Genomic DNA, 13,283 nt, shown 5'->3' with positions numbered 1-13,283 from the left:
AGAAAAACTTCTCTGAAAAGGGAAGTTTTTTATTTAAGGAAAGTTTTGATTTTTTCGACAACCCTTTCTGGTACTATTGTTCGCATCGCATCTTCATAACCTTCCACTTTTTTATTGCCGTAAACCGATGTTGGTAATTTTGGATATAAATTTCGATCCGATACCAAGGCGTTTTCTAAGGGTTGATTAAAAGGAGAAAAGCCAGCAAATGGATGTGTTGCACCCCAAAGTGTAATGACTCTTAGACCCAACATTGCGGCAATATGAGCATTTCCAGAATCCATAGAAAGCATCACATCCAGATTACTGATGAGTTGCAACTCTTGTGGAAACTTGATTTTTCCAGCCATATTAATGACATTCTGTTTGCCTAAACTTAGCGTATTTAGAATTTCGATTTCTTTTTTTCCGCCACCAAAAAGCAAAATTTTATTGTTTGAATCTAATGCTAAAGCTTCTATCACTTGTTTCATTAAATCCAACGGATATACTTTGGAATCGTATTGTGCAAAAGGTGCAATCCCAATTAATTTTTGTTGTGAATTACCAATTATATTCAGAATTTCAGAATCCAAAATAGCTTTAGAAGGAAATATTGGATTAGATAAATTCACCGAAAAACCAAGCTCTTCAAAGACTTTTACGTGTCTTTCAAACATTGTGGTCAAAGGTTTGAAAATTTTATTTTCGGAACGGGTTAACGCTTTTTTTTCAACACGTCCTTTATCAACCGAAGCAGTTTTTTTTCCGCTTAAAGCAAAAAGCGTTCTCACGATTTTGGAACGCAGAACATTATGTAAATCGGCAAAAGCGTTAATATCCAGCTCTTTTAGATCTTGAAATAATCGCAAAAGTCCAACAAATCCTTTGTGTCGCTCTTTTTCATCAAAAGCAAAAAAAGAAAGGTTTGGAATTCCTTCAAAAAAAGGTTTAAAAAAAGGTCTGGAAACTACCGTGATTTTTACTTCCGGATACTGATTTACAAAAGCACGTAAAACAGGAACCGTCATGGCGACATCTCCCATTGCGGATAGTCTCATGACGGCTATATGTTTAATTTTCGGGTACAAATTTGTTGCCAAAAAACTATTTTTTATTTTGATACAAAACTGGATTCAAATCATCATCATTGTACATTTTCATTTGTTTGTACACTTTCATGAATTTATCTCCATTTTCGATATCAGTAAGCAAATCATCAATCGCCAAAGACAAATCGGTTCTTTGCTCCAAAAGTATATTCAATTTGGCCTGACATTTATCCCTGTGATCTTGTGAAGCTTCAGCACGAGTGGCTTCTTCATTCATGTGGTAAATTTTCAATGCTAAAATTGACAATCTGTCAAATGCCCAAGCAGGACTTTCAGAGTTGATTTTCGCATCGTTTTTAACTACTACATTACTATATTTTTGAAGAAAATAACTATCAATATATTCTACCATATCGGTACGTTCCTGATTTGATGCATCGATTCTCCTTTTCAAAGTCAAAGCTGCAACCGGGTCAATATTCGGGTCGCGAATAATGTCTTCAAAATGCCATTGTACCGTGTCAATCCAATTTTTTAGATATAACAAATGTTCGAATTTTTCTTTTGGAAAAGGATTGTTTATAGGCTGATCTACATTATCAAATTGATGATAATCTTTTATACTTTGCTCAAATACGGAATAAGCTAATTTTGAAAACATATCTTTATGATTTTAGAAATACAAAGATACTTTTTATACTTTTATAGTATAATAAAAACTCCAACAAATTAAATTTCTAATAACAAATCCATGGAAATTCATTATTTATCAGAAAAAAATAGTGTGCTGAATCACTTTTTAAGTCAAATCAGAAATATCAATGTTCAAAAAGACAGTATGCGATTTCGTAGAAATATTGAACGCATTGGTGAGATTATGGCGTATGAAATGAGTAAATCTTTGCATTACAAAGCTGTCGAAATAACAACTCCTTTGGGTATCAAAAAAACAACTGAAATTGCAGAACAATTGGTTTTGTGTTCTATTTTAAGAGCTGGATTGACCTTGCACCAAGGTTTCTTGAACTATTTTGATAGTGCCGAGAATGGTTTTATTTCGGCCTACAGACATCATCCCAATCATGATGATTTCTTTGACATTCTGGTAGAATATCAGGCGATCGCCGATATTAATGGAAAAAATGTCTTTTTGTTAGATCCAATGCTCGCCACTGGACAATCTATAGTAGCTGTTTTTAATAAATTGATGGAAAGAGGAACTCCAAAAGAAATTCATATTGCCGTAATTATTGCTGCTCCCGAAGGTATTTTTCATCTGAAACAAAATTTGCCTGATACCTGTCACCTTTGGATTGCCTCCTTAGACGAAAAACTCAATGAGAAAAGTTATATCATCCCAGGTCTTGGTGATGCTGGGGATTTAGCCTATGGAGATAAGTTATAATTGAGAGAAAAAACAAAACATACTACAGCCCAATAGTACGAACAAAACGATTTCTTCCTTTAGTTTGGGCTGTGCTATTTCGATATGAGAAGTTGCCATTATTGCCAAAGGAGCAAAAGTAAATACCAACAACTCATTGCTTTTATTTGCAGACAGAACAAAAACTACAATTCCAATAAAAAAGGAGACAATGATATTTTTGTAAGAGGCATGTAACAATAAAGGTCTGTTGGATAAAGTTGAAAACATTGATATTACAAAAAATAATGCAACCGTTAGATATATTGAAAAAGCTACGTTTTGATAATTATTTGTAAAATAATCGATGTCAAAATCTATTTTGCTGTTCTCATTTAGAAATGCAACACTATCTATATTAAAAATTAAGGAAGCGGCAACAAATAATATTGAAACTGCAAAAAGCGCAACAAAAGGGATAATCCAGTTTCTGTAATCTCTGGAAACATGAAATATTACTGAAATAAAAACTAAAAGGATATATAAAATGCTCCAAAATTGAAATAATGCCGCAATAAATATCCACAAAGAGGCATCAAAAATTTTCTCTTTTGCACCTTTTAATGTTTGTAAAGATATCAGTCTTCGAATAGCCAACAAAACAAAAAAATTGGAAAGAATCAAATTGGGATTATCCAATAAAGAAGGAAAAAAAAGTAAAAATAAAAAGTAAAAAAAAGCAGTGTAAGTACTGTCCCTACTCAATCCGTTGCGTTTTGCAATAAAACTGGTTAAGAAAACAGACCCCAGTAAAACACAAAGCATTCCTACTGTTTGAAAAATTGAGATAGCTGTATTTGTCCAAGCTAAATCTTGAATTTGATATAAAAAATAGAAAACCAGTATTAAAATAAATACCAAAGAAAAATTTAATGGTGTAGATTTTTTAAAAACACTTGTTATCATAAGGATATTTTATACTTTTGTGACTGTAAATATAATACTTGTTTAAAAAGGAATGGAGCAAGATTAAAAAAGATTCTTTAGAAAATTTACTTTTTAATATTCTAAATTCCAAAAAATAAAATAATAAAATAAAACATATAGATTATGACATCATTTTTTGAAGGAATACAATACTTATTTGTAAACATTTTATTTGCTCCTCTTGACTTTTTACGTGCATTAGAGCTTAAATCATGGTTTGCAGCCAATACAATCAATTGGATTTTTATGATTATTTGTGCAGCGGCAATGGTGTACTGGATCAAACAATTGAAATTGCAAAAAGAAAATGGAGAAGAGTATCAAGATACTACAGCTCATTCTTTTTTGAAATAAAGATCAACTCAAAAAAAAAAACACGAATTGCACAAAATAATAAGTACAATTCGTGTTTTTTTTAAATTAAATCGAATCCAATATCTTTTCTGAAATTCATATTGTCAAAATGCAATTGATTTACATTCTTGTATGATTTGTCCAAGGCTTCTTGAAAATTATCTCCGTAAGACGTAATTGCCATTACCCTTCCACCATTCGATACAACATTTCCGTTTTCCAACTTGGTCCCTGCATGAAAAACGATAGAATCTGTAACGTTTTCCAATCCTGTGATTACTTTTCCTTTTTCAAAATCTTCTGGGTAACCTCCTGAAACTATCATCACTGTCGTGGCGCTTCTTTCGTCTATTTCCAGATTGAATTCATCTAGTTTTTCATTGGCAACAGCCAAAAACAATTCAACCAAATCTGATTTTAATCTAGGAACGACTACTTCGGTTTCCGGATCGCCCATTCTCACGTTGTACTCTATAACAATAGGTTCGTTATTGACATTAATCAGTCCAATAAACACAAACCCTTTATATGGAATTCCGTCTTTTTGAAAACCTTCGATTGTTGGTTTTACAATTCGGGTTTCAATTTTTTCCATCAAAACTGCGTCTACATAAGGAACTGGAGAAACCGCTCCCATTCCACCTGTATTCAAACCTGTATCGCCTTCGCCAATGCGTTTGTAATCTTTGGCCGTTGGCAAAATTTTATAGCTTTTACCGTCAGTCAATACAAAACAGCTTAATTCTATTCCGTCGAGAAATTCTTCGATAACTACTTTTGAGCTAGCAGCACCAAATTTTTGGTGCACCAACATATTTCTTAATTCAGATTGTGCTTCAGCCAAATCCTGAATAATCAAAACTCCCTTGCCTGCTGCCAAACCATCGGCTTTTAGTACATAAGGCGACTGCAATGTCTCCAAAAATCTGCATCCTTTTTCAACAGTCTCGGCAGTAAAACTATCGTAAGCCGCCGTTGGAATTCTGTGTTTCATCAAAAACTCTTTGGCAAATTCTTTACTTCCTTCTAACGTTGCTCCAATTTTTGAAGGCCCAATTACTGGAATATCTTTCAACTCTTGATCGTTTAGAAAAAAATCGTAAATCCCTTTTACCAAAGGATCTTCCGGTCCAACAACAACCATTTCTATATTTTCTTTGATTACCAATTCTTTTATCGCATCAAAATCGGTGGCACTGATGTCAATGTTTTTTGCAATTTGAGCAGTTCCAGCATTTCCTGGTGCTACAAAAAGGGTGTCACAAAGCGGACTTTGAATCATTTTCCATGCAAAAGCATGTTCTCTTCCTCCTGATCCTAATAGTAAAATATTCATGGTGTAGTTATTTAGTTGCATTGCTGTCTTTTGACAGACGGTGCAAAAATAATTGCTTTTGAACGTAAAAAATAATTATATGTCAAAAAGTTGCAAGTAAATCACCAATAGTTGTGGCTAAATATTATTTTTGATGAAATTTAGCCAACCAATGCTCAAACTATTCGACTTAACACTTCAAATAAATGGTTTTCCCATGCGGGAAGCCAAAGCCGAGTTGCAAAAAATTATTGCTATTCCAGAGGAAAATTTTAGTCAATTTATCGAACAAAAGAAAACAGAAATTGTCAATTTTCATTTAAAAAATAATCCGTTTTATAAAGAATTGGCACAAGTAGATTCTTTTGAAAACTGGTCTGATTTAACTATTTTGAATAAAGCGAATTTGCAGAAGCCATTATCGGAAAGGCTCTCTCTTGGCTACAGCGAAAAATCAGTATATATCAATAAAACATCTGGTTCCAGTGGACATCCTTTTGTGTTTGCAAAAGATAAATTTTGTCATGCGCTAACTTGGGCTTCCAATATTTATCGTTTTGGATGGTATGGAATCGATTTTAATTCTTCCTATCAAGCACGATTTTATGGCATTCCGATGGATTTTATTGGTAGCAAAAAAGAACGAATCAAGGACTTTTTGAGTCATCGGTATCGGTTTTCCATATTTGATTTATCTGACGAAGTTTTGGAGGATTTTTTGGGACATTTTAAAACTAAGAAATTCGATTATATCAATGGTTACACCTCATCGATTGTTTTGTTTGCTAAATTTTTACAGAAAAAAAAGATAGTTTTAAAAGAAATATGCCCAACCTTAAAAGTATGTATGGTCACCTCCGAAATGCTTTTTGAAGTAGACAAACTGTTGTTGGAAAAACAATTTGGCATTCCTATTGTCAATGAATATGGAGCATCAGAATTGGATTTGATTGCTTTTCAAAATCCTGAAGGCGAATGGCAAGTCAACTCTGAAACGCTATTTGTAGAAATTTTGGATGAAAATAATCAAGCCGTCCCAAACGGAACTTCGGGTCGAATTGTCATTACTTCGCTCTTCAATAAAGCACATCCATTTATTCGCTATGATATTGGAGACGTTGGTATTTTGGGTGAAAAAAGTACTTTAAAAAAACCAATTCTCGAAAAATTAATCGGAAGAACCAATGATGTGGCTCTCTTGCCCAGCGGTAAAAAATCACCTGGATTAACTTTTTATTACGTCACCAAAAGTATTATTGAAGACGATGGAAATGTAAAAGAGTTTGTCATTAAACAAACTAAGATTGACCAATTTGAAGTAGACTATGTCAGTGAATTTGAATTGAATACTGAACAAATCGAAAAAATAAATCAAGCTGTTGCTTTGTATTTAGAACCAAATTTGCATTTTACCTTTAGTCGAAAAAAAACCTTGGAAAGAAGTAATCGCGGAAAATTGAAACAGTTCACTTCTAACTTGTAATTTTTTTGATGTATAATGGCTTTATTAATAATTGGGTAAATAAAAAGCCGATCATAATAAATAAAGAAGAAACATAACTAAAACCGTGAAAATTTCGGTAAACAGCAAAATTATGCTTCAATAAATCAAGCTTTGAAGCCGATAGTGAATTGTCCCTGATCCGATAAAAAGCCAAACTTTCAGGAACGGGTTTTGCCGTTTTGGTTTTTTTTAGAATCGTGAGCCACATCATCCAATCTTGACGTTTTCTTGTAGAAGCAATTGCTATTTTACCAAAATAATTTACATCATAAATTCCCGTAAGATTGCCAACATAATTGCAAAAAAACAATTGACGATACGTAAGGTTTTTTGGAGCCTCCACCCTTTTGCTTAATGCAGTTCCTTCTTCGTTAATACAGTCATAAAAAGAAAAGGTAAAGTGGGTTTTATTCTCTTTTAAAAACTGAAGTTGTTTTTCGAGTTTTAAAGGTTTCCACAAATCATCGGCATCCAAAAAAGCAATATAATCCCCTTTTGCTTGTGACAATGCTACTTCTCTGGCAATACCGGCGCCAGAATTTTGAAATAATTCAATTAGTCTAATTCGATTGTCTTTCTTTACAAACTCTTTTATAATTTCAACTGTTTGATCTGTCGAAGCATCATCAACCAAAATCATTTCCCAGTTTTGATAGGTCTGATTTAAAACAGACTGCAAAGCAGCCTCAATGAAATTTTCAGTATTAAAAGTCGGTGTAATTATGGATACTAAATCACTCATTAATATGCCTTTTTATCTCCTTTAAATATATTGATTATTGTTTGAAAAATAATTTTCAAATCTAGAATAAGGGACCAGTTTTCAATATAAAAAACGTCAAACTTTATTCTGTTAATCATATCCCTTTCGATGGTAATTTCACCCCTAAAACCGCTGACCTGCGCCAAACCGGTAATTCCAGGCTTCACACAATGACGAATCATGTACTTTTTTACTTTATTTCCGTATTCCTTGTTTTGTGACCAAAGATGTGGTCTTGGTCCTACAACTGACATGTCTCCTAATAAAACATTGATAAATTGTGGCAATTCATCGATACTTGTCTTCCTCATAAATCTGCCAATTTTTGTTACTCGGGGATCATCTTTCGAAGCTTCTTTCTCTGTAGTTTTATTTATTCGCATTGAGCGAAATTTATAACAAACAAATTCATTTTCATCGATTCCCGGTCTTCCCTGTTTAAAAAAAACGGAGCCTTTAGATTCCAATTTTATTAAAATAGCCAATAAAGGGCCTAGCCATGAAAGTAAAAAAACAATTACTGAAATAGAGAAAAAAATATCAAAAGATCGTTTGAAAAATTTGACAGTCGGTTCATTGAGCATTGTTTGCTTTAATGAAAGTACTGGGAAAAAATCGTAATAATCTATTTTTAAATTCTTTGAAAAAATCTCTTTTGTATCTGGAATAAATTTTATGGTCTTTTTGTTTTCATCTGCAAAATCAATTAGATCTTTTAAGTAATTATTAGAAACTTCATTCAAAGAACAATATATCTCATCAACAAAATTATTTATTATAAATGGTTTCAAATCACCCAGTTTTCCAATAATATCTTGATTTGATTTTTTGTCTGAAAAAAATCCTAAAAACCTGTATCCATAATCTTTTCTTGTTTCAAAAAGATTTTTTAATCGAATTGCTTCGGGTGTAAACCCAATAATAACAGCGTTTCTACAATTGCTTCCTGTTACTATTCTGTATTCTTTTAAATAGAAAAATAATGAAAATTTAAAAATAGCAACAAAAACTACTATCAGGCAAATAAAAATTGCGATCGCATTTTCACTAAAAACAGCCTGTTTTGAAAACGGAAAAAAAGCAATTATGACCAAAAGAAACAAAATTCCCTGTTTAAGAATCTTTGAAGCTATCTCAATTGGAGTCGTAAATCGGTAAATATCATAAAACTTTATAGAAAAAGCAATAAAACCCCAACCAATATATTGATAAAAAATATATAGCAACATATTTGAAATATGCCCTTTAAAGGCAAAAAAACTAATTAAAGCAATGATTATTAGGTCTATTAAAATAGTAATTGGCCTAATATATTTTGAGTATCTTCCTGTGTGAAATACCGTCATAGTGTTTTCTGTCTACAATCATTTTAATTAATATGCCGCTTTTAAACGACTTTTTAATGTCTATATTTTGCATTATATTATTTTATGTAATTTGAAAAGTCTTTATGCTCTTCTTTTGAAAGTTCTTCTTTTGAAAGAGATTTAAAATAATCGAAAGTGATTTTCATTCCGTCGGCCCGATTTACTTTGGCTTCCCAACCCAGTAATTCTTTAGCTTTGGTAGTGTCTGGCTGGCGTTGCAAAGGATCGTTTATTGGCAACGGATGATATACTACTTTTTGATTTGTTCCTGTAAGTTTTATGATTTCCTCGGCAAAATCCTTAATTGTAATTTCGTCAGGATTCCCAATATTTACCGGGTATACATAATCCGAGTGCAATAATCTGTAAATACCTTCAACCTGATCATCTACATAGCAAAATGAACGAGTTTGCATTCCGTTTCCAAAAATTGTTAAATCTTCACCTCGAAGTGCCTGACCAATAAAGGCAGGAATTACACGTCCGTCATTCAAGCGCATTCTTGGTCCATATGTATTAAAAATACGTACGATTCTGGTTTCTACACCATGAAAAGTATGATAAGCCATTGTGATTGATTCCTGAAAACGTTTGGCTTCATCATATACACCTCTTGGCCCTATTGTATTTACATTTCCATAATACTCTTCAGTTTGCGGATGAACCAAAGGATCACCATAAACTTCTGAAGTTGAAGCGATCAAAATTCTCGCTTTTTTAACCCTTGCCAAACCTAATAAATTATGCGTTCCAAGCGATCCTACTTTTAAGGTTTGAATTGGAATTTTTAAATAATCTATAGGACTCGCAGGTGAAGCAAAATGTAATATATAATCTAAATTACCTGGAATATGAACAAATTTAGTGATGTCATGGTGGTAAAATTCAAAGTGTTCCAATTTGAATAAATGCTCAATGTTTTTAAGATCTCCTGTAATCAAATTATCCATCCCGATAACATAATAACCTTCTTTGATGAATCTGTCACATAAGTGTGATCCCAAAAAACCCGCTGCTCCGGTAATAAGTATTCTTTTCATAGTAATTTTATTGAACCTTCTGTTTTTGCTAATAACTTATATATGCGCAAATGTAATAAAATATATGACTTTTTAAATTGAGAAAAAATATTACTATTTTATTAGATTAAGTTTTTAACTTATTATTAATCTCTTTATTCTATTTTTACCAAACTAAATTTTACTTGTTTTGAAAGTTGTACATATTGTTGAAGCATTAGAAGGCGGTGTTTACACTTATTTCCGAGATTTGTCGAATTTCTTTGGTGACGAAGAAATTAATAAAACTATACAAACTACTATTATTTATAGCGGTAATAGAAACGGAGTCAGTTCGGAAAAAGTAAAATCTGAGTTTTCAAAAGGAGTAAATTTGATTTCGATTAGTATGGTTCGAGAGATTTCTCCATTTCAAGACCTAAAATCCATTTTTAAATTAAAAAAAGAACTCGAAAAAATCAATCCTGATATTATTCATCTTCATTCCTCAAAAGCAGGAGTTTTAGGCCGAATTGCCTGTTTTTTATCATTGAAAAAAAAGAAAATTTTTTATAGCCCTCATGGTTATGCTTTTCTAAGAACAGATATCTCAAGCAGTGCCAGAAAATTATATGCTGCAATTGAAAAAAGTCTTCAGCAATTATTTGGGGGAACCATCCTTGCCTGCGGCGATACCGAATTTGAAATTGCAAAAAAAATTGGACCATCAAAATTAATCCGAAATGGTGTCGACATACAAGAAATCCGACAACATTTTTCACCTCATCAAAACACAAAATTAACTGTTGGGATATTAGGCAGGATAACGGCAGCAAGAAATCCTAAATTATTTAATGAAATTGCCCTAAAATTTACTGATTTTAATTTTATTTGGATTGGTGATGGTGATCTAAATCATTTGATTACCGGTCCAAACATTCAAATTAAAGGTTGGATTTTGGATAAAAGCATTGTTTTTAAAGAATTAAACTCCATTGATGTTTATCTGCAAACATCTCTATGGGAAGGTTTGCCAATTGCGCTATTAGAAGCAATGGTTTTAGAAAAACCAATTATAGCAACCAATATCATTGGCAATAAAGACATTGTTTTGCCTAATCAAACCGGGTTTTTATTTGATCATATTGATGAATTAGATTCTTATTTTGAGATTTTAAAAGACGCTCAAAAGAGGCTTTATTTTGGAAAAAATGCCTTGAAAAGATGTAAAGAACTATTCGATAAAAATCAAAATTTTAAACAGCTTCTGACTCTTTATCAAGAATAGTCTTTTGTTGGAGCCAATAACTGGCAAAAATAGATGACCATAGACCACTAAATGCAATTCCGTCAAAACGGAGTAAAAAATCATCGGTTAGATTTGAAGTGAAAAAGATCAGAAAAAAAGAAATTATGATTGCATTTTTCAAATCGTAACCCAAATATCCAATTGTGAAAATATACAACACAACAACTAAAGGACCTAAAACTCCAAACTTTAATAAAAAATCAAGAAATAGATTGTGCGTTGGAAACTCATATTTTGCTAAAAATTTCTGATGCGTTTCTTTATAATATTTATTCAATTCGGATTTTCCATCAGAAGCGCCAACTCCAAAAGGGAGGCTTTTTACAGACAATTCCCACGCTGATTTCCAAATAGATAAACGAGTTACAAAAGAATTGAAAACTTTAATTTCAGGATGACTTATCTCGTCCAACTTTCCTACTTTGTCCATGTAAGCAAATGTCACAGTAGAATATTTCTCTTTCATGTAGGGGTTTTTCTGGACGAAGAAAAACAAAATCCCAGAAACTAAAATTAATAGGATTGAAATCACGGCTATTCTTTTCAAATTAAATCTGGTCTTAATTTCAAAAAAAATAACAACAAGAAATCCTGCTAAAACATTCACTAACGCCATTCTTGTATTGACAAAAAGAACAAAGAAAAAAGACAACAGTAAAACAGCAATGCGAAGCATTTTTGCAATGGTTTTTTCATTTTGATGAAAACTATAAAAAACAAAATACAACGAGCAAACTGAAACAAAAGCCAAGTGCATATTCAATGCCGGAGCATGAATTCCAACGCTGTTTGCAAATTGATATCCCATCTCCCACAGATCGATTCCGCTAGAATATTTATTCATTAGTTCACGAAAAATAATGTTGAATCTGACAAAGAAAAACAACAAAATAATGGTTGTCGAAACGATATAAATCTGAATTACTTTTAAAAAATTAATCCGTTTATAATTTCCAATTATAAACAAGGGAAACAACAATAAAGAAGTGCTTTTTTCGATTGCTTTCAAACCTTTCACAAAAGAATCATTATTCCAGAACAATAATAATTCCAATAGTATTGGCGAGGCAATACAAAGCATTAAAATGAAAGCTTTTTTGCTTAATCTTAGTTTTTTAAAAAAAACCAAATTAAATATCCCAAATAAGATAATCAAAACTGAACATGGCTTTCTGAAAATCATCGCAATCGCAATCACACACAAAAAAAAATTGAATATTTTATTGAAGTTCTTTTCGGAAAGATTCATAGTATAGTGCAAAATAAATTAATGGAAAAATGCCAATTTTATGTCGGACTGCCGTTCCCAAATCCGGTTCAAAAACACCTTGTACAATAAAAAAAGAGAAAATAATCAGCAAGACTAACAATTCTTTAGGATGGCTTTTTCTTTCCCTTAAACATTTAGAAAAGCGAACCAACAAGATATAAAACAATAAAAGCTGCCAGATTATAAAAGTAATAATTTGAGGTGAAAGAAAATGCTTTAGGCCATTTACTGGAAAATTAACTGTAAAAAATCCATAAAAAATACCCACAGTTTCTCCATACCAAGTATTTGTTTTAACGGGTGAAATAATAATAGAATTAGCATCCGCAGAACCAATCCGGCTATTATTAACGACTTCACGACTGATTTCTGAAAGGTATTTTCCTTTTAAAATGCCATGACTGAAAGACAAAAAAACGGCAATCAATAAGCCGTAAAAAATAGTGGTTACCGTTTTATTTTTAAAACTTATTAAACTTATTAGATACATTCCCCCGCCAATAATAGGAATCATAGCAAAATAAGGACGAAAAAATATTCCAAAAAACAACAACATTAAAATCGTATATGTAATTGTTTTCTTTAGCGAAACCTTATCATTTATACACATAAAAACAATCGGCGTTACATATAAAAAAGTAATGAATTCTTTTGACGGCATTGAGATAAAAATGGCAATCATTAAAATTCCTAAATAGACCAAAATGTTTTTAACATTGAGTTTTTCAAAGTTTTCCGGAATTCCAATTTTGTACAAAACATACATCAAAACAGGAAATTGAATCAATGCAATTACAGGAAAAGGCAAATAGCGTAAACCTGAAATTTTATAAAGCAAAATCGAAAGTGGATAACTCCCAAGATAACCAATCTCATTTCCTTTATCGTAAGCGATAATTGCTGCGTCATAAAAAAACTTTGGAGGCAAAATAAAAAATACAGCAAATGCTACAACCAAATTGGCCAGTCCAATATATAAAAATGCAGCAGTGCTTTTTTTTATTACGGTTTGCATATCCAGT

13 protein-coding genes are annotated in these 13,283 nt (G+C 31.9%); 4 read left to right on the top strand and 9 right to left on the bottom strand.

Translation table 11 applies throughout. From position 1 onward, the window contains the following. Nucleotides 1-29 precede the first annotated feature (29 nt). Nucleotides 30-1,040 (bottom strand): glycosyltransferase family 9 protein, encoded by a 1,011-nt coding sequence (locus OLM57_RS04715; protein ID WP_264566087.1) that lies wholly within the window; start codon nucleotides 1,038-1,040, stop codon nucleotides 30-32. A gap of 46 nt (nucleotides 1,041-1,086) precedes the next feature. Beyond that, nucleotides 1,087-1,692, bottom strand: a complete 606-nt coding sequence (locus OLM57_RS04710; RefSeq protein WP_264566086.1) for a DUF4254 domain-containing protein — start codon at nucleotides 1,690-1,692, stop codon at nucleotides 1,087-1,089. Between the two features lie 90 nt (nucleotides 1,693-1,782). Between OLM57_RS04710 and upp the strand changes: the two genes are divergently transcribed. Beyond that, nucleotides 1,783-2,436, top strand: a complete 654-nt coding sequence (gene upp / locus OLM57_RS04705; RefSeq protein WP_264566085.1) for a uracil phosphoribosyltransferase — start codon at nucleotides 1,783-1,785, stop codon at nucleotides 2,434-2,436. Here the strand turns inward: upp and OLM57_RS04700 are convergent. Next, complete coding sequence (locus OLM57_RS04700; RefSeq protein ID WP_264566084.1) at nucleotides 2,431-3,360, bottom strand: DUF6427 family protein; 930 nt, start codon at nucleotides 3,358-3,360, stop codon at nucleotides 2,431-2,433. The two genes, upp and OLM57_RS04700, sit on opposite strands and share 6 nt — an antisense overlap. Before the next feature lie 144 nt (nucleotides 3,361-3,504). On the opposite strand from OLM57_RS04700, the gene OLM57_RS04695 reads away from it, so the two are divergent. Continuing rightward, nucleotides 3,505-3,735 carry a DUF6341 family protein gene (locus OLM57_RS04695; RefSeq protein ID WP_264566083.1) on the top strand — a complete coding sequence of 77 codons (231 nt, stop codon included), beginning with the start codon at nucleotides 3,505-3,507 and terminating at the stop codon, nucleotides 3,733-3,735. 61 nt (nucleotides 3,736-3,796) lie between these two features. On the opposite strand, the gene purD is transcribed toward OLM57_RS04695, so the two are convergent. Continuing rightward, the gene (purD, locus tag OLM57_RS04690; protein ID WP_264566082.1) at nucleotides 3,797-5,071 is read right to left on the bottom strand and encodes a phosphoribosylamine--glycine ligase; all 1,275 of its coding nucleotides are present in this window, start codon (nucleotides 5,069-5,071) and stop codon (nucleotides 3,797-3,799) included. Nucleotides 5,072-5,222: 151 nt separating this feature from the next. Between purD and OLM57_RS04685 the strand changes: the two genes are divergently transcribed. Further along, the gene (locus OLM57_RS04685; RefSeq protein WP_264566947.1) at nucleotides 5,223-6,533 is read left to right on the top strand and encodes a phenylacetate--CoA ligase family protein; all 1,311 of its coding nucleotides are present in this window, start codon (nucleotides 5,223-5,225) and stop codon (nucleotides 6,531-6,533) included. On the opposite strand, the gene OLM57_RS04680 is transcribed toward OLM57_RS04685, so the two are convergent. The 3 genes from OLM57_RS04680 to OLM57_RS04670 form a co-directional block, all read right to left on the bottom strand. Then, on the bottom strand, nucleotides 6,523-7,296 hold the full coding sequence (locus tag OLM57_RS04680) for a glycosyltransferase family 2 protein (RefSeq protein WP_264566081.1): 774 nt from the start codon (nucleotides 7,294-7,296) through the stop codon (nucleotides 6,523-6,525). The genes OLM57_RS04685 and OLM57_RS04680 overlap by 11 nt on opposite strands. Beyond that, on the bottom strand, nucleotides 7,296-8,663 hold the full coding sequence (locus OLM57_RS04675; RefSeq protein ID WP_264566080.1) for an undecaprenyl-phosphate glucose phosphotransferase: 1,368 nt from the start codon (nucleotides 8,661-8,663) through the stop codon (nucleotides 7,296-7,298). Before OLM57_RS04675 ends, OLM57_RS04680 begins: the two co-directional genes overlap by 1 nt. Nucleotides 8,664-8,740: 77 nt before the next feature. After that, nucleotides 8,741-9,724: a UDP-glucuronic acid decarboxylase family protein gene (locus OLM57_RS04670; protein ID WP_264566079.1), complete on the bottom strand. Its 984-nt coding sequence runs from the start codon at nucleotides 9,722-9,724 to the stop codon at nucleotides 8,741-8,743. A gap of 169 nt (nucleotides 9,725-9,893) precedes the next feature. Between OLM57_RS04670 and OLM57_RS04665 the strand changes: the two genes are divergently transcribed. Then, on the top strand, nucleotides 9,894-10,970 hold the full coding sequence (locus OLM57_RS04665; protein WP_264566078.1) for a glycosyltransferase: 1,077 nt from the start codon (nucleotides 9,894-9,896) through the stop codon (nucleotides 10,968-10,970). Here the strand turns inward: OLM57_RS04665 and OLM57_RS04660 are convergent. Next, a complete protein-coding gene (locus tag OLM57_RS04660) occupies nucleotides 10,939-12,072 on the bottom strand; it encodes an O-antigen ligase family protein (RefSeq protein ID WP_264566077.1) in 1,134 nt (377 codons plus the stop codon). The genes OLM57_RS04665 and OLM57_RS04660 overlap by 32 nt on opposite strands. A 139-nt stretch (nucleotides 12,073-12,211) precedes the next feature. Beyond that, a complete protein-coding gene (locus OLM57_RS04655) occupies nucleotides 12,212-13,276 on the bottom strand; it encodes a hypothetical protein (RefSeq protein WP_264566076.1) in 1,065 nt (354 codons plus the stop codon). Nucleotides 13,277-13,283: the final 7 nt, after the last annotated feature.

Source organism: Flavobacterium sp. N3904 (genome assembly GCF_025947305.1).
Lineage (GTDB): Bacteria > Bacteroidota > Bacteroidia > Flavobacteriales > Flavobacteriaceae > Flavobacterium.
The sequence above is the reverse complement of the archived record's forward strand: the minus strand, read 5'-3'. Positions and strand labels throughout refer to the sequence as shown.

Bases quoted from the DNA above. Each gene is read 5' to 3' on its own strand.
- upp (WP_264566085.1), top strand. From the start codon at position 1,783: ATGGAAATTCATTATTTATCAGAAAAAAATAGTGTGCTGAATCACTTT.
- OLM57_RS04695 (WP_264566083.1), top strand. From the start codon at position 3,505: ATGACATCATTTTTTGAAGGAATACAATACTTATTTGTAAACATTTTA.
- OLM57_RS04710 (WP_264566086.1), bottom strand. From the start codon at position 1,692: ATGTTTTCAAAATTAGCTTATTCCGTATTTGAGCAAAGTATAAAAGAT.
- purD (WP_264566082.1), bottom strand. From the start codon at position 5,071: ATGAATATTTTACTATTAGGATCAGGAGGAAGAGAACATGCTTTTGCA.
- OLM57_RS04680 (WP_264566081.1), bottom strand. From the start codon at position 7,296: ATGAGTGATTTAGTATCCATAATTACACCGACTTTTAATACTGAAAAT.
- OLM57_RS04655 (WP_264566076.1), bottom strand. From the start codon at position 13,276: ATGCAAACCGTAATAAAAAAAAGCACTGCTGCATTTTTATATATTGGA.
- OLM57_RS04700 (WP_264566084.1), bottom strand. From the start codon at position 3,360: ATGATAACAAGTGTTTTTAAAAAATCTACACCATTAAATTTTTCTTTG.
- OLM57_RS04660 (WP_264566077.1), bottom strand. From the start codon at position 12,072: ATGCTTTGTATTGCCTCGCCAATACTATTGGAATTATTATTGTTCTGG.
- OLM57_RS04670 (WP_264566079.1), bottom strand. From the start codon at position 9,724: ATGAAAAGAATACTTATTACCGGAGCAGCGGGTTTTTTGGGATCACAC.
- OLM57_RS04715 (WP_264566087.1), bottom strand. From the start codon at position 1,040: ATGAGACTATCCGCAATGGGAGATGTCGCCATGACGGTTCCTGTTTTA.
- OLM57_RS04675 (WP_264566080.1), bottom strand. From the start codon at position 8,663: ATGACGGTATTTCACACAGGAAGATACTCAAAATATATTAGGCCAATT.
- OLM57_RS04685 (WP_264566947.1), top strand. From the start codon at position 5,223: ATGCTCAAACTATTCGACTTAACACTTCAAATAAATGGTTTTCCCATG.